This window comes from Microbacterium sp. BWR-S6Y (genome assembly GCF_041379845.1).
GTDB classification, from domain to species: Bacteria; Actinomycetota; Actinomycetes; order Actinomycetales; family Microbacteriaceae; genus Microbacterium; species Microbacterium hydrothermale.
Genome location: NZ_JBFECV010000005.1, coordinates 36,330 through 55,686 on the forward strand (window position 1 = coordinate 36,330; position 19,357 = coordinate 55,686).

Genomic DNA, 19,357 nt, shown 5'->3' on the forward strand with positions numbered 1-19,357 from the left:
CCGCCAGGCTACCCCCGCGACACCGCGCTCGCGCGCGCCGTCAGCGCCGGGATCAGCACCGGTGTCGCGTCGCGGTAGGCGCGGTAGTCGGCGCGATCGCCCCACTTCTCGTCGGCGCGCTTCTCGAGCAGCGGGATGCCGCTGACCCGCGTGAGCAGCAGGATGACGAACAGCGGCGACAGCACCGCCACCCACTGCCAGCCCTGCAGCACGGGAGCGGCGACGAGGAAGACGCCGACCCAGACGAGGATCTCGCCGAAGTAGTTGGGGTGGCGCGAGCGCGACCACAGGCCCGTGCGGATGAACTCGCCCTTGTTCGCCGGGTCGGCGCGGAACGCCTGCTTCTGCAGGTCGGCGACGACCTCGAACACCATGCCGGCGATCCACACGACGATGCCCGCGATCGCGAAACCGTCCAGCGGCGAACGGGCGGTGGCATCCGCGCTCATCGCGATCCACGCGGCCGAGGCGGTCAGCGACACCCAGAGCCCCTGGATCGCCCACACCTGCAGGAAGCGCAGCGGCTTCGTCTTGATCTCGTCGAACCGGCCGTCGGAGCCCGCGCGGTGCACGCGCGCGAACAGGAACGAGCCCAGGCGCGCCGCCCACACGATCACCATCGCGGCGAGGATCCACCCCCGCGCGTCCTGCTGGGGTGCGAGCAGGGCCACCGCCACCGAGACGGCGATGAACGTCGCACTGCCGGTGAGGTCGAAGAAACGCTCGGTGCGGCGCAGCGCCGAGGGGATGAACACGAGGAACTGGATCACGTACGCCGCGATCACGGCGACGGCGAATACGGGGACGCCTCCCACCCGGGCGCCCGAGAAGCTCCCGGCGACGGCGAGTCCGACGCCGATCAGCGCAGCGACGATCACGGCGATCAGCGCCGAGCGGTTCTGTTTCGCGGGCGAGCCCGAAGACGAGGGGACGGGGGCGGTCATGACGGGGCTCCTCGGTACAGGGACTCGATGGTGTCGGCCGCGCGGTCGACCACCACGCGGCGTTTGATCTTCAGGGTCGGGGTGACGAGCTCGCGGTCGTCGAGGTCGGCGACGACGAGCTCGAAGCGCCGCACCTGCTCGCTGCGCGCGACGAGCGCGTTCGCGGCATCCACGGCCCGCTGCAGGTGCGCGTGCAGTTGCGGCTCGTCCACGGCGCGCAGACCGTCGGGCGTCCGCGCATCGAAGGGCAGACCGGCGGATGCCGCCCACGCGGCCGCCTGCTCGGCGTCCAGGATCAACAGGGCACTGAGGTACGGCTTGCCCTCACCGACCACGACGGCGTGCTGCACGAGCGGGTCGGCCTCGACGGCGGATTCCCACCGCACCGGGACGACGGTCTTGCCGTTCGAGGTCACGATGACGTCTTTGAGGCGCCCCTCGAGCACGAGCCGGCCGGCGTCGTCGAGGCGGCCGAGGTCGCCGGTGCGGAAGAAACCGTCGACGAACGCCTCGCCGTCGTGCTTCGGATCGCGGTACCCGGCGAAGACGCCGACGCCGCGCGCGAGCACCTCGCCCTCGTCGCTGATGCGCACGGTCGACCCCGGCAGCGGCAGGCCCACGGTGCCCGAGGCGATGCGACCGGGGAGGTTGCCGGTGAGCGGAGCGGTGGTCTCGGTGAGGCCGTAGCCCTCGATGACCGGGACGCCGAGTCCGCGGAAGAACAGCGACAGCTCGCCGTCGAGGGTCGCGCCACCCGAGAGCATGTAGTCGACGCGACCGCCCATGACCGCGCGCAGGCGCCGGTAGAACAGGGCGTCGAAGACCGCGTGGCGCACGCGGTGCCCGAGCGAGGCGCGGCGCGGGGTGCCGGCATCCTGGAGCTCGGCGAGACGCCCGGCGGCGATCGCCGTGGAACGGGCCCGCGCCCACACGCCCGTCAGGCCCTTCGCCGCGGCCTTGTCACCGGCCGCGGCCTGGATCTTCTGCAGCACGCGCGGCACGACGACGAGGAACGTCGGCCGCAGCGTCGCGAGCGTCGGCACCACCGCGGCCGGGTCGGCGAGGTGCGCGATGCGCATGCCGCTCGCGATGCAGATCAGCTGCAGGCCGCGCGCGAGCACGTGCGCGAGCGGAAGGAAGATGATCGTGTTGCCCGCCGGGTGCACCACCTCTCGGTAGGCGGCGGCGATGTTGAGCACCTGCCCGAGGAAGTTCGCGTGCGTCAGCACGGCGCCCTTCGGCTCGCCGGTGGTGCCCGAGGTGTACACGATCGTCGCGGGGTCCTCGTGCCCGGCGCGGGTGCGGCGGTGCTCGAGCTCCTCGTCGGAGACGGCGGCCCCGCGGCCGGCGAGGGCGGCGAGATCGTCCATGCCCCACACGCCCACGGTGTCGTCGGCGGATGCCAGGGCGTCGGTGAGCAGCGCGACGTGGGTGTCCGCACCGCCGATGCCCACGCGGATGCGCGCGTCGGCGACGATCGCCTCGACCTGGGATGCCGACGACGACTCGTACACCGGGACCACGACGCCGCCGGCGAACCAGGTGGCGAGGTCGGCCACCGCCCACTCGTAGCGGGTGGGCGCCATGATCGCGACCGCGTCGCCGGGGGCGAGACCCACCGCGACGAGGCCCTTCGCGAGGGCGCGCACCTCGGCGAGGAAGGCGGCGGTGGTGACGGGGGTCCAGGCGTTCGAGCCTGCAGAGCCGCTGGGCGGGACCTCGAACGCGACGTGGTCGGGGGCCTCCGCCGCGCGACGCACCAGCAGGTCGGTGACGTTGGCGTACGCGTCGAGCGACGCCAGAGCGGGGGTGTGCGACTCGCGCATCTCGTCCTTCCGGGGCGGATCGTGCGGGGCGGGGGCTCCGCGGTGCGCGGTGTGCGTCACCGATGAATCTATTCGGAAGGGGCGCGCGATCGGATGGGGCGCGGCGGTCGGGCGTGGCGGGGTGGCGGCGCTCGGACGACGGCGAAGGGCCGCACCGGTTTGTTGCCGAAGCCAACGAAAGCCTTGCGCTCCCGACCGCCGTCGCCTACCGTGGCTGTCGAAGCGCTTCTCGGAAGCGCTTCGACACAGCAACGAAGGAGTCGGTATGGCCAAGATCGACGAGGTCGCCCGTGCCGCGGGCGTGTCGATCAGCACCGTCTCGTACGCCCTGAGCGGCAAGCGCCCGGTCTCCGCCGAGACCCGGCGGCGCATCCAGCGGGCGGTGCACGAGCTGGGCTACAGCCCCAACGCCGGTGCGCGCATGCTGGCCGGTAGCCAGACGAACATCTTCGCGCTGTCCGAGCCGCTCCGCGCCGATTCGCACGCACCGAGCCACATGTCCTTCATGCACGCCATGACCGTCGCCGCTCGGCGCAAGGAGTACGACATGCTGCTCCTCACCGACGAAGACGCCTCGGCCGGCATGAAGAGGGTCGCCGCGAGCGGCCTCGTCGACGCGATCCTCGTGCTCGACGTCGCCCCCGACGACGCGCGGGTCGAGATCGCCCGTGCGAGCGCGACCCCGACGATCTTCGTCGGCATCCCGAACGACGACGAGGGACTCGTGTGCGTCGATCTCGACTTCGAGCGCGCCTCGATCGACGCGGTCGATCGCCTCGCCGACGCCGGTCACCGCGCGGTCGGTCTCATCGGCGGATCCGAACGGGCCTACGAGAAGTCGAACTTCCCTGCGCGCGTGCGCGCCGCGGTGAGGCAGCGCGCGACCGAGCGCGGGCTGACCGCCGAGGCCGTGGCATCCGGAGCCGTCGTCGTCGACCGGCACGACGTGCGCCGCTCGGTGCGCCGATTCGTGGACTCCGGGGTGACGGGCATCGTCCTGCACGCGCCGGAGGAGGTGCTGCAGGTCGTGCTCGCCCAGCTCGCGGCGCTCGGAAAGAGCGTCCCCTCCGACGTCTCGATCGTGTCGGTCGGCAGCAGCTTCGACACCGACGCTCAACCCACTCCGATCGACTCGATCCCGCTCGTGCCGCAGAGCTCGTGCGAGCTCGCCGTCGACCTGGCCATCGAGCTCATCGCCGGCCGCCCCGTGGCATCCGGCCTCCACCTCATCGCCCCCACCTATCTGGATCGCGGCTCCGTGGCCGCGCCTCCCTCCTCCTGAATCCCATCCACAACCGCACACCCGTCTCGTCGCCCAACATCGAAGCGCTTCGACAGTCTTCGACACCGGCGGGACACCGCCACCGCTAGCGGACACCGACGACCCAGCGGACACAGTGAAAGGAGTGCCGACGATGGCACGCACCCCCGCACAACGACGCGCGACCCGAACCTTCGCGGCCATCGGCTCGATCGCCGTCGCCGCCCTCACCCTCGCCGGATGCAGCGGCGGAGGAGGCGACTCCGGCTCCGCCGACGGGGAGGGCAAGACCCTCACCCTGTGGCACTACGAGGGGGCCGACAGCGCGATGGCGAAAGCCTGGAACGCCGCCATCCCGATCTTCGAGGAGAAGACCGGAGCGACGGTGAAGGTCGAGGAGAAGTCGTTCGAGCAGATCCAGAAGACCGCGAGCCAGGTGCTCGACACCGACGCCGCCCCCGACCTCATGGAGTTCAACAAGGGCAACGCCACGGCCGGCTTCCTCGCGAGCACCGGACTCATCGCCGACATCAGCGAAGCGGTCACCCAATACGGCTGGGATGCCAAGCTCGCCCCCTCGCTGCAGACCACGGCGAAGTACTCCTCCGACGGCGTGATGGGCGGTGACACCTGGTACGGCGTGCCCAACTACGGCGAGTTCGTCGGCGTCTACTACAACCTCGACGCCTTCGCGGCGGCCGGCCTCGAGGTGCCCACCACCTACGACGAGTTCGTGAAGGTGCTCGACGCGTTCGTGGCGAAGGGCATCACCCCTCTCGCCGAGGCGGGTGCCGAATACCCGCTCGGCCAGCTCTGGTACCAGCTCGCGCTCACCAAGGCCGACCGCTCCTGGGTCGACGACTACCAGCTGTACAAGAACCCCGTCGACTGGAACGGCCCCGAGGTCGACTACGCCTCGCAGACCCTCTCCGACTACGTCGCCAAGGGTTACATCGCCAAGGACGTCTCGTCGGTGAAGGCCGAGGACGCGGGCGTCTCGTTCATCAACGGCTCGTCGCCGATCTTCGTGTCGGGGTCGTGGTGGTACGGCCGCTTCGCCGAGGAGGCCGGGTTCGACTGGTCGCTCGCGGTCTTCCCGGGCTCGAAGCTGTCGCTGGGATCGTCGGGCAACCTGTGGGTCGTCCCCGAGCGCTCGAAGAACCACGACCTCGCGTACGAGTTCATCGACATCACGATGAGCCCTGAGATCCAGGCGATCATCGGCAACAACGGCGGCGTTCCGGTCGCAGCCGACACCGCCGACATCACGGATGCCAAGAGCAAGGAGCTCATCGACACCTTCAACGGCGTCCTGGCCGACGACGGACTCTCGTTCTACCCCGACTGGCCCGCGCCTGGCTTCTACGACGTCCTCGTGCAGGAGCTGCAGGGTCTCGTGACCGGTACTCAGGATGCCGCGACCACCAACGCCAACCTCGGCGCGAAGTACGACGACGGGACGGCGGACTTCCGCTGACCCGCGACGGGGGCGGCCGAAAGGCCGCCCCCGTCCCCTCGACCTGGAGATCGCTCATGGCTCTTCTGACCCGCCCGGCGAAGGTGGCGCTGCCACCCGAACAGCCGGCCATCCCGCAACGTCGCGGAGGGACCGCCGGATACTGGCTGTACCTGCTCCCCGGCTTCGTGCTCCTGCTGGTGATCGTCATCGTCCCGCTGGTGTGGAACGTGTTCCTCACCTTCACCAGATGGCGCGGAGTCGGAGACCCCGACTTCATCGGGCTCGACAACTGGACGAAGCTGCTCGCCGACGAGGACTTCTGGACCTCCTTCGCCAACTCGGTGTGGATGGTGCTGGCGATGGTCGTGGTTCCCACCGTGATCGGCCTGGCGGTCGCCGCCCTCCTGTTCGACGTCGTGGGGCGCAAGTTCGGCGGCAAGGTCGGCAGCTTCCTGCGCGCCACCTACTACCTGCCCCAGATCCTGCCCATCGCGGTCGCGGGCATCGTCATCGGCTGGATCGTGCGCCCCGGTGACACCGGAGCCCTCAACCAGATGCTGCGCGGCCTGGGACTGCCCTCCTACGACTGGCTCGGGCAGATGCCCTCGGCGCTCATCGTGCTGATGGTCGTGCTCGTCTGGGTGCAGATCGGCTACCCGGTCGTGGTGTTCATGGCGGCCCTGCAGCGCGTCGATCCCGAACTGTACGAGGCGGCCGAGCTCGACGGCGCGAACTGGTTCCAGCGCTTCACGGCCATCATGGTGAGCATCATCCGTCCCGAGATCTTCGTCGTGACCCTCACGTGCACCATCGCCGCTCTGAAGGTGTTCGGGCCGGTCTACGTCATCACGCAGGGTGGGCCGGCCGGTTCGACCATCGTCCCGGCCTATTACGCCTACCTGGAGTTCTTCACCAAGCGCAACGTCGGCTACGGGGCGACCATCGCGACCGTGCTCACCATCGTCGTCGTCATCGTGTCGATCGTGTTCGTGCGGGTGCAGAACTCCCTCGAACGCAAGGAAAGGGCCGGACTGTGACCGCCACCGCCGTCATCACCACCGGCGGGCGCCCGCCGCGTCGCGGAGCCCGCGGCGGCATGACCCGACGTCGTCCCGTCGACTGGCTGCTGCTCGCGCTCGTGATCGTCGGCGCGCTGCTCGTGCTCGCGCCCTTCTACCTCGTGCTCGTGAACTCGTTCAAGTCGCCCGTCGACTACGCCACCTCGGGTCCTCTGGCCCTGCCGCAGCAACTCGACTTCGGCGGGATCGTCGACTTCTGGAACCGCGTCGACTTCCCTCGCAAGGTCGGCAACTCGATCCTCATCTCCGGCGTCGTCGCGGTGCTCGCGGTGCTGATCTCGATGCTCAACGCCTTCGCGATCGGCATCGGCCGGGTACGCGGTCGCACGGGCATCGTGCTGCTGTTCCTCATGGCCAACCTGCTTCCGCAGGAGGCGCTGCTGTACCCGCTGTATTACATGTTCAAGTCGGTCGGCCTCTACGACAACCTGCTCTCGGTCATCATCGTCTTCACCGTGATCCAGGCGGCTTTCGGCACGTACCTGTTGTCGTCGGTCTACGGCACTTTCCCCCGCGAGATCCTCGAGGCCGCCGCGATCGACGGCGCCAGCCGCTGGCAGATCCTCTGGCGGGTGGTCTTCCCCATCAGCCGTCCCACGCTGTCGGTGCTGGTGATCTTCTTCTTCATCTGGACGTGGAACGAGTTCCTCATTCCGCTCACGTTCCTGGCATCCAACGACAACCAGACCGTGCCCGTCGCCATCAGCGTGCTGCAGGGCGACCGGCTCATGGACGTCACCACCATCAGCGCCTCGGCCCTGCTGGGCATCGTCCCGACGCTCATCTTCTTCCTCATCTTCCAGCGCACGCTCACACGCGGCATCACGGCAGGAGCAGTCAAGTAATGAAGTTCACCGATGGTTTCTGGCTCATGAGGCCGGGTGTCACGGTCGATTACGCCGCCGAGGCGTACGACATCGACCGGGTCGAGACCCCCGACGGACCCGGCCTCGTGGTGCACGCCCCGACCAAGGTGATCGCGAAGCGCGGTGACGTCCTCAACCGTTCGGTGCTGACCGTGACGCTCTCGTCGCCTCTCGACGGGATCGTGCGCGTGCGCATCGTGCACCACGACGGAACCGGGCGCGCGAAAGGCTTCGCTCTTCCGGGCGCCCGCGTCGGTGGGGGTTCAGTCGACGTGGAGAACGGCACGCTCCGCGCCGGGCGGCTGACCGCGCGCATCGCGGCGGGCGCGCCCTGGGACCTGTCGTTCGAGGTCGACGGCACGCGCGTGACCGGCAGCGGGCACCGGTCCGTGGGGCGCGTCAGCCTGGCCGCCGACGCCGACGTCGACGCGGGCGTCATCTCGAACGCCGGCGCGGACACCGGCATCCCGGCCTCGCGCTTCTTCGTGCACGAGCAGCTCGACCTCGGTGTCGGCGAGGCGGTGTACGGCCTGGGCGAGAGGTTCGGGCCCGTCGTCAAGAACGGCCAGACCGTCGAGATCTGGAACGCCGACGGGGGCACCTCGAGCGAGCAGGCGTACAAGAGCGTGCCGTTCTACATCTCCTCGGGCGGATACGGCGTGCTCGTCAACGACCCCGGCCACGTCTCGTTCGAGGTCGGGTCGGAGAACGTCGAGCGCGTACAGTTCTCGGTCTCGGGTGAGGCGCTGGAGTACTTCGTGATCGCCGGCCCCACCCCGAAGGACGTGCTCGAGCGCTACACCGCCCTGACCGGCCGACCCCCGGTCGTGCCCGCGTGGTCGTTCGGCACGTGGCTGACCACGTCGTTCACGACCGACTACGACGAGCAGACGGTGACCTCGTTCATCGACGGCATGGCCGAGCGCGACCTGCCGCTGTCGGTGTTCCACTTCGACTGCTTCTGGATGCGCGAGTTCACCTGGACCGACTTCACGTGGGACGAACGGGTGTTCCCCGATCCGGATGCCATGCTCCGACGCCTCCATGAGCGCGACCTGCGGGTGTCGGTGTGGATCAACCCCTACATCGCGCAGCGCTCCGTGCTCTTCGCCGAGGGGGTCGAGAACGGCTACTTCGTGCGCCGGCCCGACGGATCGCCGTGGCAATGGGACCTGTGGGTCCCCGGCATGGCGCTGGTCGACTTCACCAACCCGGATGCCGTGCGGTGGTATCAAGGGCACCTGCGGCGCCTCATCGCTCAGGGCGTCGACTGCTTCAAGACCGACTTCGGCGAGCGGATCCCCACCGACGTGGTCTACCACGACGGCACCGACCCCGAGCGGATGCACAACCTGTACGCGCAGCTCTACAACGAGGCCGTTCACGCGGTCCTCGTCGAAGAGCGGGGCGAGGGCGAGGCCGTGCTCTTCGCCCGCTCGGCCACCGCCGGCGGGCAGACCATGCCCGTGCACTGGGGCGGCGACAACTCCTCCACGTTCGCGTCGATGGCCGAGACCCTGCGCGGGGGCCTCTCGCTCGCGTGGAGCGGCTTCGCGTTCTGGAGCCACGACATCGGCGGATTCGAGGGCACCCCCGACCCGGCCGTGTTCAAGCGCTGGATCGCCTACGGGATGCTGTCGTCGCACAGCCGCTTCCACGGCTCGGACTCGTACCGGGTGCCGTGGGCGTTCGACGACGAGGCCGTCGACGTCACCCGACTCTTCTCCCGCCTGAAGATGAGGCTCATGCCCTACCTCTACGCCGCCGCGCGGGAGGCGACGGTCACCGGGGTCCCGGTCATGCGCCCGATGGCGCTGGAGTTCCCCGACGATCCCACGACGCTGCACCTCGATCGCCAATACATGCTGGGCCCCGACCTGCTCGTGGCGCCGGTGTTCTCGGCATCCGGGGACGCGACCTTCTACCTGCCCGCGGGGGAGTGGACGCACCTGCTGTCCGGGGAACGCGTGACGGGCGGCGGGTGGCGACACGAGACGCACGGGTTCGACTCGATGCCGCTGTACGTGCGGCCGGGCGCGGTCGTGCCGTGGGGTGCGAGAGAGGACCGACCCGACTACGACTACCTCGACGGTCTGCGTCTGCGGGTGTTCCCCGGGGGTGAGGGTGTCGCCGAGGTGACGGTGACGACGCCGGACGGGCGCAGCGAGACGTTCCGCGTGGACCGGGCGGAGGTGACGGAGGGGTAGCGGGCCGACCGGGGTGGGGGCATCGCCGAGCCGTCAAGCCCCCACCCCTCTCAGGCTTCTCCTCAACCCGGTCCAGTACCGTCTGACCCGGTCTGCGCGACTCCACGTGCCCAGGTCGGCCCCCCAACACGCCGTCGACGAGCACACGGAAAGCGCCCGCGCGAGAAGAACGACGTCGAGACGGGAGGGGACGACCGTGAGCACCCTGACGACCCCGCGCGTCGAGACGCGGGCGCCGGCGTCCCCCCGCCCGATCGCCGCGCGCCACCTGCCGTCGCTGACCGGTCTCCGGTGGGCCACGGCGATGCTCATCTTCGGGCACCACCTCATGGCGGTCGAGTACTTCGGCGGCACCGCCGGTGACGTCTGGGCGTTCGTGTTCGAGGCGGGCAAGACCGGCGTCACGCTCTTCTTCATCCTGTCGGGGTTCGTCCTGGCCTGGGGTCACAAGCCGCAGCAGAGCGCGGGCTCGTTCTGGTGGCACCGCTTCGCGCGCATCTATCCGCTGCACCTGGTGGGCGTGGGGCTCGCGCTCGTCGCCGCGGCGACGCTCGTGCCCGAGATCCGCACCGACGCAGCGGCACCGCTCGCGGCCAACGTCCTGCTGGTCAACGGCTGGGTGCCCGACTGGTGGCAGGCCGGAAACCCGGCGAGCTGGTCGCTCGTGTGCGAGGCGTTCTTCTACCTGAGCTTCCCGTTCCTCATCCGGCCCCTCGTCCGGCTCTCCGCCCGCGCGCAGACGATCGTCGTCGGGGCCTCCCTGGTGCTGGTGGCCCTGGCCCCGCAGATCGCCGCCCTCTCTCCCGTGCCGATGTCGGCGGCATCCACCCCTCTCCTGCGCCTGCCGGAGTTCGTGATCGGCGTCACGCTCGCGCTGCTGGTCAAGCGCGGGGCATGGATGCCGCCCCGCCTGCGCTTCGTGCTCCCTCTGGCGATCCTCGGGTACGCGCTGTCGGAGGCGCCCACCCTGCCCGGCACGGACGTGCACCCGGGCCTCGCGATGACCGTCGGCGCCTTCGCCCTGCTCGTCGCGTCGCTGGCCTCGGCCGATGCGCACCGGTCGTCGACGTTCCTCGCGCGGCCGCTCTGGCAGGAGCTCGGCCGCGTGTCGTTCGCGTTCTACCTCGTGCACCTGCTGGTCATCGCCGCGGTGTCGTCGGCCTGGCCCGACGGACACCCCCAGCTCCCGTGGCGTCGGGCCGTGCTGCTCGCGCTCGCCGCGTTCGGCATCGCCCTCGCCCTCGCCTTCGTGATGCACAGGCTGGTGGAGGTGCCCGCGCAGCGCTGGCTGCTGCGGTACGACCGTGCCCGGACGCAGCGCACGGCGGCTCCGGCCGGGGTCGAGATCGCCCGCTAGGCGCCAGGGCGGAGCCGCTCGCGACACGCCCGGGCCCACCGGTCGTTCAGCAAGGCCTCGGTACACTGCCCCGTGCCCGAAACACTGCTGAACCCCGACCGCGATGCCGCGCGGTCGACCACCATCGCCCCGCACGAGCTCGAGATCGCGCTGCGCGTCATCGACGCCGCCTCCTCGCTCGACCACGACGACCCCGCGTACATCGCCCTGCGCCGCCAGACCGGGAAGCTCTACAAGGACGTCAAGCGCCAGTCGCGCAAAGAGAAGCGTCAGCGCATCGCCGACGCCGACCGCGCGGTCGTGGCCGCGACCGCCACGGGCGCCCCGGATCGCATCGACGACGAGACCCGCGGCATTCCCCTGCAGGCGCGAACCGCCATGCCGTTCGCCGGGGAGCTCATCAAGGCGCGCGCCTGCTACATCTGCAAACAGGACTACACGCTCGTCGACGCGTTCTACCACCAGCTCTGCCCCGACTGCGCGTCGATGAGCCACGAGAAGCGCGACGCCCGCACCGACCTCACCGGCAAGCGCGCCCTGCTCACCGGCGGTCGCGCCAAGATCGGCATGTACATCGCGCTGCGGCTGCTGCGCGACGGCGCGCACACGACGATCACCACGCGCTTCCCGCGCGACGCGGTGCGTCGGTTCTCGTCGCTGCCCGACAGCGCCGACTGGCTGCACCGGCTGAAGGTCGTGGGCATCGACCTGCGCGACCCGGCCCAGGTGATCGGACTGGCCGAGTCGGTGGCATCCGATGGTCCCCTCGACATCCTCATCAACAACGCCGCGCAGACCGTGCGGCGCTCGCCGGGTGCCTACAAACCCCTGGTGGATGCCGAATTGGCACCGCTCCCCGACGGGCCGCTGCCCGAGCTCGTCACCTTCGGGCACACCAACGACGCGCACCCGCTCGCCCTCGCGCAGTCGGTGTCGTCGCACCCGATCCTGGCGTCCGCCGCCCGCACCGCCGACGAGCTGACCGCCGAGGCCATGGCGGCGGGATCGTCGTCGCTCGAGCGACTGATGACCGGGACGGCGATCGACGCGGGCGGCCTCATCCCCGACGAGGACCGCATCAACAGCTGGACGCAGCACGTCGACCAGGTCGAACCCCTCGAGATGCTCGAGGTGCAGTTGGCGAACATGACCGCGCCGTTCCTGCTGGTCAGTCGCCTGCGTCCGGCGATGGCCGCATCCACGGCGAAGCGCAAGTACATCGTCAACGTCTCGGCGATGGAGGGCGTGTTCGGCCGCGGCTACAAGGGCCCCGGCCACCCGCACACGAACATGGCCAAGGCGGCGCTCAACATGCTCACGCGCACGAGCGCCCGCGAGATGTTCGAGTCGGACGGCATCCTGATGACCGCCGTCGACACCGGATGGATCACCGACGAACGCCCCCACTTCACCAAGGTGCGTCTGGCCGAGGAGGGCTTCCACGCTCCGCTCGACCTCGTCGACGGAGCCGCCCGCGTGTACGACCCGATCGTGCGCGGCGAGGCCGGCGAAGACCTGTTCGGCATCTTCCTGAAGGACTACCGCAAGAGCAGTTGGTGATCCGCGCACTGCGCGCGGCGCAGCGCGGCGCGGGCGCGGCGCAGCCGCGGCGGGGTTGTGCTGCGAGATCACACGATCGGCTCGAGGTCGCACGATCGGTCGCGGTCGGTGGCTGTGATCTCGCGCCGATCGTGTGATCTCGCGCGAGAAGGGGCGCCGTCGCGGCGCGTCAGGCGGGGAGGAAGTACTCCCGCGCGAGCGGCGCGATCTCGAGCCCGGATGCCGCGGCGGCGGTGATCCAGCGCAGCTCCGCGATCTCGGCATCCGGTGTCGGCTGCTGGTCGCCGATGTCGACGCGGAACACGTCGGCGACCACCTCGAAGCCCGGCTCGTTGGCCGCGGATGCACGGAACTCGCCGAGCGGCTCGAGGGCGTCGGGGTCGACGTGCACGCCGATCTCCTCGGCGAGTTCGCGCGCGAGGGTCTGCGCCGGGTGCTCGCCCGGTTCGGGCTTGCCGCCGGGCTGCATGAAAGCGGTCGTTCCCGCTTTGCGCACGACGAGCAGGCGTCCGTCGGCGTCGGTGATGACGGCGGCCGAGACGCGGATCCGGCGGGGGGCTGCGGCATCCGGGAGCACTCCCGCACGCTAGCAGTCGCGCGGGGGGTGCGTGGGGGTCCGTCGGCGCCGTGCGTCGGCGCGGGGTGGGCTGCGCGGGGCGAGCGCCGGCCGCGCGGGGCGGGCGCCGGCCGCCGGGGGTGGACGCCGGCCGCCCGGGACGGCCGCCCGGCCTCAGTGGGTCGTGCGGGGGATCGCCATCGATCGGGTGCCGTCGTCGGCGGGGAGGCCGTAGGTGTCGACCACGCGCTCGAGGTAACGGGTGATGACGGCCTGCTCCTCCTCGCTGAAGTCGTCGAGCACCGCGTCGACGCCCGCGATCATCGGCATGAGGTGGCCCATCGCGCGCGCCATCGACGCGTCGGTGGGCACGACGAGAACGCTGCGCCGGTCGGTCGGGTGCGGGGTGCGCGTCACGTGACCGAGGTCGACGAGGCGATCGATCGCGGCGGTGGTCGCGGCGGTCGTGAGGTCGAGGCGGCGCGAGAGCTCGCCCGGCGAGAGCGGGCCCGACATCACGAGGTGCCCCATGGCATCCAGGCCCGTGGGGTTGACCGCGAGCTCGCGCTGCAGCGACTTCTCGAACGCCGAGCCGGCCGTGAACAGGTCGCGCACGAGCGCGGTCGGACGCCGCGTGGGTGCCACGGGAACACCGCCGACGGTGCGGGGGGTGGAGGAAGAATCCGATGCTTCCATGACTGGCACTCTACGCGCGATTGGGCTACCTTTCTCGTATCTCGATAATCGAGATACTCCAGAATCTAGCGAAGGCCCCTCAATGACCGGCTTCCTCCGTTTCCTCACCTCGGCCCGCACGTCGTGGATCGTGCTCGTCGTGGCGTTCGCCGGCGCCGCCGCGCTCTTCGCGCTCGGCTCGGGCGCCACCGGCGACACGGCTCCCTCCAGCGGGCTCCCCGACTCCGCCGAGTCGGTCAAGGTGCAGAAGGTGCTCGACACCTTCCCCGACGCCGACAGCACCTCCGCCCTGCTCGTCTTCGCCTCCGACGACGGTGAGGCCCTGCCGGCCGAGACCGTCGCCGCGATCCAGCAGAAGGCCTTCGGCGAGCTGGTCGACCTGACGCCCGACGGTTTCATCCCGCCGGCGCAGCTCTCCGACGACGGCTCCGTCGCGCTGATGATCGTCCCCCTCGCCCAAGAATCCGACGTCGAGGCCCAGGCCGAGCGCGCCGCCGAGATCCGTACCCTCGCCGCCGACGGTCTCGACGGCGTGCGCACCTACCTCACCGGACCCGAGGGCTTCGAGGTCGACATCGCGGCGGTCTTCGACGGCGCCGACTTCACGCTCCTGCTGACCACGGTCATCGTGGTCGCCGTGCTGCTGCTCATCACCTACCGCAGCCCCTGGCTGTGGCTCGTGCCGCTGATCGTCATCGGCACCGCCGATGCCTCGGCCGGAATCGTCGCGCGCCGGGTCGCCGCGGCGGTGGGCGTGCAGCTGGACGCCTCGATCACCGGCATCCTGTCGGTCCTGGTCTTCGGCGCGGGAACGAACTACGCCCTGCTGCTCATCGCGCGCTACCGCGACGAGCTGCGCCTCGCCGAAGACCGCCGCGAGGCCATGCGTCGCGCCGTGCGCGGAGCCGGCCCCGCGATCATCGCGAGCGGATCGACCGTGGCCCTGGCCCTGGCCACCCTGCTGCTCGGCGAGCTGTCGGGCAACCGCGCGCTCGGTCTCGCCTGCGCCGTAGGCATTATCGTGGCGATGGCGTTCGCGCTGCTCGTGCTCCCCGCAGCGCTCGTGCTGTTCGGACGCTGGCTGTTCTGGCCGTACGTCCCGCGTTTCGGATCCCCGGATGCCATCTCGCGCAGCCCCTGGGGCAAGCTCGGTCGCGGTGTCTCCCGGCGCCCGGTCGTGGTCGCCCTCACCGGCGCGGTGGTGCTCGGCGCCCTCGCGAGCGGCCTCTTCTTCGTGCAGACCGGTCTGTCGCAGAACGACCGCTTCCGCGAGAAGCCGGAGGCGGTGGCGGGGCAGGAAGTGCTCGCCGAGGCGTTCTCGGCCGGGGCCACCTCTCCCGCGACGGTCGTGACCTCCGTGGCCGATGCCGACGCGGTCGTCGAGGCGGCGGGCGCGATCGAGGGCGTCGACTCGGCGCGTCTGGCGGAGCAGACCGACGACTGGGCGCGCATCGACGTCACGCTGTCGTCGGCGGCCGAGACGCCCGAGGCCTTCGCGACCATCGAGCGGATGCGCGCCGATCTCGATGGCATCGGCTCGGGTGAGACGCTCGTCGGCGGTCTCGACGCGCAGGCCCTCGATGTCGCCGGAGCCCAGCAGCGCGATCAGGACCTGATCATCCCGCTGATCCTCGTGCTCGTGCTCATCGTGCTGGTGATCCTGCTGCGGTCGCTGCTGGCCCCGATCCTGCTGCTGCTGGCGGTGGTCGCGAGCTTCTTCTCCGCGGTCGGAGCGGCCTGGTGGCTCTTCCAGACCCCGCTGTTCGGCTTCCCCGCGATCGACACGAACGTGCTGCTGTTCAGCTTCCTGTTCCTGGTGGCGTTGGGCGTGGACTACAGCATCTTCCTCGTCACCCGCGCGCAGGAAGAGAGTCGCACCCTGGGCACCACGAAGGGCATGATCCGCGCGCTCGCCGCGACGGGAGCGGTCATCACCAGCGCCGGCATCCTGCTGGCCGCGGTCTTCGCCGTGCTGGGAGTGCTGCCGCTGATCACCCTCACGCAGATCGGCGTGATCGTGTGCATCGGCGTGCTGATCGACACCCTGCTCGTGCGCACGGTCATCGTGCCGGCGATGGCGTTCATCGCGGGAGACCGCTTCTGGTGGCCCCGCAAGCCGAAGGTGACGGATGCCGAAGCCGCCGCTCTCGAGGACGCAGTGCCCGAGCACGTCGAGGCCTCCGAGCCGCGCACTCGACGCCGTCGCCGCGCGGGGGTCGGCGTCGGCTGAGACCCGCGGGCCGGGAGCTGGCCCCCTACACCCTCCCGGTCCGTGGCCCCCGCTCGTTCCTGCGAGCGGGGGCCGTTGCCGTCGGGAGGCGGTGGCTGCGCACACGTCGCCGTCGCCGCCAGAAGGCCGAAGACGCCCGCGTCGCCGAGGCCGTCGCGCGGTCGCTGACCGATCAGCGGACCGAACCCGAGGCGGTCGAGTGAGCCGCGACGGCCGGGCGTTCTCCAGCCGGATCCTTCCGCGGAAGCTCGCTGTCGATCGGCGGATTACCCGACGATGAGCCGCGCCCGTCCCCGCACGTGCACGACCTCGGCGGGCACGCCGTAGACCCCCGCCACCCGCTCGGGGGTCAGGGCGGCACGGGGAGGGCCGTCCGCGCGCACCTCTCCGCGGTCGATCACGACGACCCGCGTGCAGTAGGCCGCGGCGAGATCGAGGTCGTGCAGCGTGAGCACGGTGGTGGCTCCGGTGTCTCGCAGGTGCGCGAGCAGCGCATGCTGATGGCGCAGATCGAGGTGGTTCGTCGGCTCGTCGAGCAGCAGCGCCTCGGCGCGCTGCGCGAAAGCCCGGGCCAGCAGCACGCGGCGACGCTCGCCACCCGAGAGGGCGTCGAGCGTGCGGTCCAGCAGCGGGGCGAGGTCCCACTGTTCCGCCACCTCGGTGACCACGGCGTGGTCGTCGGCGTCGTACCGGTGCCAGTCGCCGCGGCCCGCCGTCCGCCCCAGGAGCAGCACGTCGCGGGCGCGGTAAGGCAGATCGGTGTGCTCGTCCTGGGCGACGAACGCGAGGTGCCGGGCGCGCTCCCGCTCGCGCAGCCGCGAGATGTCGCGCCCGTGCAGCCGCACCGTTCCCCCGGCGGGTGCCGCCAACCCCGCGAGGGTCCGCAGCAGCGTGGTCTTACCCGCGCCGTTCGGCCCCACGATGGCGACGCGCTCGCCGGCCGCGACGGAGAGCGAGACCCCCGTGAGCACTCGGCGTCGCCCGTGCGCCACCGAGACCTCCTCGGCGGCCAGCAGTGGCCCCGTGCCGGTTCCGCCCGGTGCCGCGCCGGCGGGGCGGGCCCCGTCCGCGGGTGACGCCGATCTCGGCACGGCCGGATCGAGGCTCCCGCCCGATCCGGCCGTGCGGGGGGTCGGTCCCCACTCGGCCCCCCTCCGCCCCGGCGTCTGCGCGCCGGAGGGGAGGTTCTCAGCCATTCGTCCCGGCGGCGATCTGTTCGAGACCGGTCACCGCGGCGGGCGACGGGCTCGAGGTGTCGGCCCCGACCACGATGATGCGGCCGGCCTTCACGGCATCCAGGTCGGAGATGCCGGGTTCGGCGAGCAGCTTCTCGCGCGCCTGCTGCGCGCTCTCGCCGTACAGGCCGTAGGTGAGCACGAGCCACGACGGCTGCGCCGCGAGCAGGCTCTCGGCCGACACGGTGAGGTAGGCGTCGCTTTGATCGGCGTAGACGTTGGTCAGACCCGCGCCGCTGAGCACCGCTTCGGGGATGCCCGCGCCGCCGTAGGCCGAGATCGGGTCCTCCGACGAGAAGTAGTACACCCAGGCGGCCGACTCGCCGCTGCTCGAGCGCGTCGCGGCGGCCACGCGCGCATCCAGGGCGTCGGCGGCGGCGTCGGCCGTCGTCTCGGTGCCGAACACCGTCCCGAGGCGCCGCACGTCGTCGGTGATCGTGTCGAGGTCGACCTTCTCGCTCGCGGTGGACGCGTCGTGGCCGCACTCGCCCTGCACGGTGAGCACCGGGATGCCGGCCGCCTTCACCTGTGCGGGATCGGCGGTGAACAGGCCGTAGCCGAACACGAGGTCGGGGGTCGCGCCCACGATCGCCTCGGTGGTCGGGTCGGCCGGGTCGAGGATCAGGTCGTCGGACGGCGGCGCGGCGAGCGTCGCGGGCAGGGCGGCCCCGAACTCCGCGCTGCGAGCGGTGATCGCCGAGCTCGCACCGGCGGCGTCGAGCAGTTCGACGGCGGCCGTGCCGACCGTGAGCACGCGCTCGGGCCGTTTCGCGATCTGCACCTCGTCGCCGCAGTCGGTGACGCTCACGGGATACGCCCCCTCGGCGGAGGCTGCCGGGGTGCTCGCCGCCGGCGCTGCGCATCCCGACACGACGAGGGCGGATGCCACGAGGACGGTGGTGGCGAGGGTGGGTCGAAGCAGCGAGGGCATCGGGTTCCTTTCGGGTGAGTGGTCAGACGTCGCGGGAGCGGCGCGCGATGAGCAGCAGCAGCAAGGGGGTGCCCAGGAGGGCGGTGAGGATGCCGAGGGGGATCTCCCGCGGCGCGAGGACCGTGCGGGCGAGGGTGTCGGCGGCCACGAGCAGGGTTCCGCCGAGCAGGGCGCTCGTGGGCAGGAGAAGGCGGTGCGTCGCGCCGACGAGTCCGCGGGCAAGGTGCGGGACGACCAGTCCGACGAAGCCGATCGCGCCGCTGACGGCGACCGCGGCGGCGATGGCGACCGCGGTGACGATAGCGACGTTGCGTCGCAGACGGTCGGGGTCGCTGCCGAGGCTGCGGGCGACGTCGTCGCCGAGCCCGATGGCATCGAGGCGTCGTCCCCATATGACGAGGACGCCGAGAGCCGCCGCCAGCGCGAGGGCTACGAGCGGGAGGTCGTCCCACGAGGCTTGTCCGAGCGAGCCCAGCATCCAGAACGTGATGGCCCGGATCGCGTCGCGGTTGTCGGAGAGCACCACGACGAGGTTCGTCACGGCCGACAGGGCGTAGCCGACCGCGAGGCCCGCGAGCACCAGCCGGCCCGACCCGAGTCGACGGCGTGGCCCGACGAGGACGAGCACGATCGCCAGAGCGAGCAGCGCCCCCAGGAACGCCCCGCCCGAGGTGCCGATCGTGCCGACGAGCGCGCCGAGGCCCAGAGAGCCGAGGCCCAGCGCGATCACCGTCGCCGCCCCGAGGGAGGCTCCCGAGGTGATGCCGAGCAGGTACGGGTCGGCGAGATCGTTGCGGACGACGGCCTGCAGTGCCGCCCCGCAGACGGCGAGGATTGCGCCCACGCACAGGCCGAGCAGCGCGCGCGGAGCCCGCAGTTGCCAGACGACGGTGTCGGCGAGGCGGGTGGCATCCGTGGTCGCGGAGGCCCCACGGGCGCCGCGGACCAGGGTGTCCACGACATCGACGGGAGAGAGGGCGACCTGCCCGAGCCCGATGGCGATGACCAGCACGACCGGTGCCGCCGCGCACAGCAGCGCGATCGTCGTGATCGACCGGGAGCGATGCGGGGATCGCCGCGAGCTCGACTTGACGTCGACGGTCGGGGCTTCTACGGTCATGCCGTAATGATAACCATTCTCAATAAGGTG

General features: G+C 71.1%; 15 protein-coding genes. 8 read left to right on the forward strand and 7 right to left on the reverse strand.

What is annotated here, in order from left to right:
- Nucleotides 1-8 precede the first annotated feature (8 nt).
- Both AB1K56_RS11890 and AB1K56_RS11895 read right to left on the reverse strand, forming a co-directional pair.
- Complete coding sequence (locus tag AB1K56_RS11890; RefSeq protein ID WP_371205817.1) at nucleotides 9-944, reverse strand: DUF1295 domain-containing protein; 936 nt, start codon at nucleotides 942-944, stop codon at nucleotides 9-11.
- A complete protein-coding gene (locus AB1K56_RS11895) occupies nucleotides 941-2,770 on the reverse strand; it encodes a long-chain fatty acid--CoA ligase (RefSeq protein WP_371205996.1) in 1,830 nt (609 codons plus the stop codon). The genes AB1K56_RS11890 and AB1K56_RS11895 overlap by 4 nt, the downstream gene beginning before the upstream one ends.
- A gap of 265 nt (nucleotides 2,771-3,035) precedes the next feature.
- On the opposite strand from AB1K56_RS11895, the gene AB1K56_RS11900 reads away from it, so the two are divergent.
- The 7 genes from AB1K56_RS11900 to AB1K56_RS11930 all read left to right on the forward strand — a co-directional run bounded on the left by AB1K56_RS11900 (nucleotide 3,036) and on the right by AB1K56_RS11930 (nucleotide 12,559).
- Complete coding sequence (locus tag AB1K56_RS11900; protein ID WP_371205818.1) at nucleotides 3,036-4,052, forward strand: LacI family DNA-binding transcriptional regulator; 1,017 nt, start codon at nucleotides 3,036-3,038, stop codon at nucleotides 4,050-4,052.
- A 133-nt stretch (nucleotides 4,053-4,185) separates the two neighbouring features.
- Nucleotides 4,186-5,508 carry an ABC transporter substrate-binding protein gene (locus tag AB1K56_RS11905; RefSeq protein ID WP_371205819.1) on the forward strand — a complete coding sequence of 441 codons (1,323 nt, stop codon included), beginning with the start codon at nucleotides 4,186-4,188 and terminating at the stop codon, nucleotides 5,506-5,508.
- A 56-nt stretch (nucleotides 5,509-5,564) separates the two neighbouring features.
- Nucleotides 5,565-6,527, forward strand: coding sequence for a carbohydrate ABC transporter permease (locus tag AB1K56_RS11910; RefSeq protein ID WP_371205820.1), 963 nt, complete (start codon nucleotides 5,565-5,567; stop codon nucleotides 6,525-6,527).
- A complete protein-coding gene (locus tag AB1K56_RS11915; protein WP_371205821.1) occupies nucleotides 6,524-7,414 on the forward strand; it encodes a carbohydrate ABC transporter permease in 891 nt (296 codons plus the stop codon). The genes AB1K56_RS11910 and AB1K56_RS11915 overlap by 4 nt, the downstream gene beginning before the upstream one ends.
- Nucleotides 7,414-9,642 carry an alpha-xylosidase gene (gene yicI, locus AB1K56_RS11920; protein ID WP_371205822.1) on the forward strand — a complete coding sequence of 743 codons (2,229 nt, stop codon included), beginning with the start codon at nucleotides 7,414-7,416 and terminating at the stop codon, nucleotides 9,640-9,642. The genes AB1K56_RS11915 and yicI overlap by 1 nt, the downstream gene beginning before the upstream one ends.
- A gap of 196 nt (nucleotides 9,643-9,838) precedes the next feature.
- The gene (locus AB1K56_RS11925; RefSeq protein WP_371205823.1) at nucleotides 9,839-10,999 is read left to right on the forward strand and encodes an acyltransferase family protein; all 1,161 of its coding nucleotides are present in this window, start codon (nucleotides 9,839-9,841) and stop codon (nucleotides 10,997-10,999) included.
- Nucleotides 11,000-11,071: 72 nt separating this feature from the next.
- Nucleotides 11,072-12,559 carry an SDR family NAD(P)-dependent oxidoreductase gene (locus tag AB1K56_RS11930; RefSeq protein ID WP_371205824.1) on the forward strand — a complete coding sequence of 496 codons (1,488 nt, stop codon included), beginning with the start codon at nucleotides 11,072-11,074 and terminating at the stop codon, nucleotides 12,557-12,559.
- Nucleotides 12,560-12,728: 169 nt separating this feature from the next.
- On the opposite strand, the gene AB1K56_RS11935 is transcribed toward AB1K56_RS11930, so the two are convergent.
- Both AB1K56_RS11935 and AB1K56_RS11940 read right to left on the reverse strand, forming a co-directional pair.
- On the reverse strand, nucleotides 12,729-13,136 hold the full coding sequence (locus AB1K56_RS11935; RefSeq protein WP_371205825.1) for an NUDIX domain-containing protein: 408 nt from the start codon (nucleotides 13,134-13,136) through the stop codon (nucleotides 12,729-12,731).
- A 153-nt stretch (nucleotides 13,137-13,289) separates the two neighbouring features.
- Nucleotides 13,290-13,811: a MarR family winged helix-turn-helix transcriptional regulator gene (locus AB1K56_RS11940; RefSeq protein ID WP_136588218.1), complete on the reverse strand. Its 522-nt coding sequence runs from the start codon at nucleotides 13,809-13,811 to the stop codon at nucleotides 13,290-13,292.
- Between the two features lie 82 nt (nucleotides 13,812-13,893).
- On the opposite strand from AB1K56_RS11940, the gene AB1K56_RS11945 reads away from it, so the two are divergent.
- The gene (locus AB1K56_RS11945) at nucleotides 13,894-16,041 is read left to right on the forward strand and encodes an MMPL family transporter (RefSeq protein WP_371205826.1); all 2,148 of its coding nucleotides are present in this window, start codon (nucleotides 13,894-13,896) and stop codon (nucleotides 16,039-16,041) included.
- 266 nt (nucleotides 16,042-16,307) lie between these two features.
- Here AB1K56_RS11945 and AB1K56_RS11950 read toward each other — a convergent pair whose 3' ends face one another.
- The 3 genes from AB1K56_RS11950 to AB1K56_RS11960 form a co-directional block, all read right to left on the reverse strand.
- The gene (locus tag AB1K56_RS11950) at nucleotides 16,308-17,033 is read right to left on the reverse strand and encodes an ABC transporter ATP-binding protein (protein WP_371205827.1); all 726 of its coding nucleotides are present in this window, start codon (nucleotides 17,031-17,033) and stop codon (nucleotides 16,308-16,310) included.
- Nucleotides 17,034-17,229: 196 nt separating this feature from the next.
- Nucleotides 17,230-18,207: an ABC transporter substrate-binding protein gene (locus AB1K56_RS11955; protein WP_371205828.1), complete on the reverse strand. Its 978-nt coding sequence runs from the start codon at nucleotides 18,205-18,207 to the stop codon at nucleotides 17,230-17,232.
- 22 nt (nucleotides 18,208-18,229) lie between these two features.
- Nucleotides 18,230-19,327 carry a FecCD family ABC transporter permease gene (locus AB1K56_RS11960; RefSeq protein ID WP_371205829.1) on the reverse strand — a complete coding sequence of 366 codons (1,098 nt, stop codon included), beginning with the start codon at nucleotides 19,325-19,327 and terminating at the stop codon, nucleotides 18,230-18,232.
- Nucleotides 19,328-19,357 lie beyond the last annotated feature (30 nt).

Coding starts and splice junctions, on each gene's coding strand:
- AB1K56_RS11900 (WP_371205818.1), top strand. CDS start 3,036: ATGGCCAAGATCGACGAGGTCGCCCGTGCCGCGGGCGTGTCGATCAGC.
- AB1K56_RS11955 (WP_371205828.1), bottom strand. CDS start 18,207: ATGCCCTCGCTGCTTCGACCCACCCTCGCCACCACCGTCCTCGTGGCA.
- AB1K56_RS11895 (WP_371205996.1), bottom strand. CDS start 2,770: ATGCGCGAGTCGCACACCCCCGCTCTGGCGTCGCTCGACGCGTACGCC.
- AB1K56_RS11945 (WP_371205826.1), top strand. CDS start 13,894: ATGACCGGCTTCCTCCGTTTCCTCACCTCGGCCCGCACGTCGTGGATC.
- AB1K56_RS11960 (WP_371205829.1), bottom strand. CDS start 19,327: ATGACCGTAGAAGCCCCGACCGTCGACGTCAAGTCGAGCTCGCGGCGA.
- AB1K56_RS11940 (WP_136588218.1), bottom strand. CDS start 13,811: ATGGAAGCATCGGATTCTTCCTCCACCCCCCGCACCGTCGGCGGTGTT.
- AB1K56_RS11905 (WP_371205819.1), top strand. CDS start 4,186: ATGGCACGCACCCCCGCACAACGACGCGCGACCCGAACCTTCGCGGCC.
- yicI (WP_371205822.1), top strand. CDS start 7,414: ATGAAGTTCACCGATGGTTTCTGGCTCATGAGGCCGGGTGTCACGGTC.
- AB1K56_RS11890 (WP_371205817.1), bottom strand. CDS start 944: ATGACCGCCCCCGTCCCCTCGTCTTCGGGCTCGCCCGCGAAACAGAAC.
- AB1K56_RS11910 (WP_371205820.1), top strand. CDS start 5,565: ATGGCTCTTCTGACCCGCCCGGCGAAGGTGGCGCTGCCACCCGAACAG.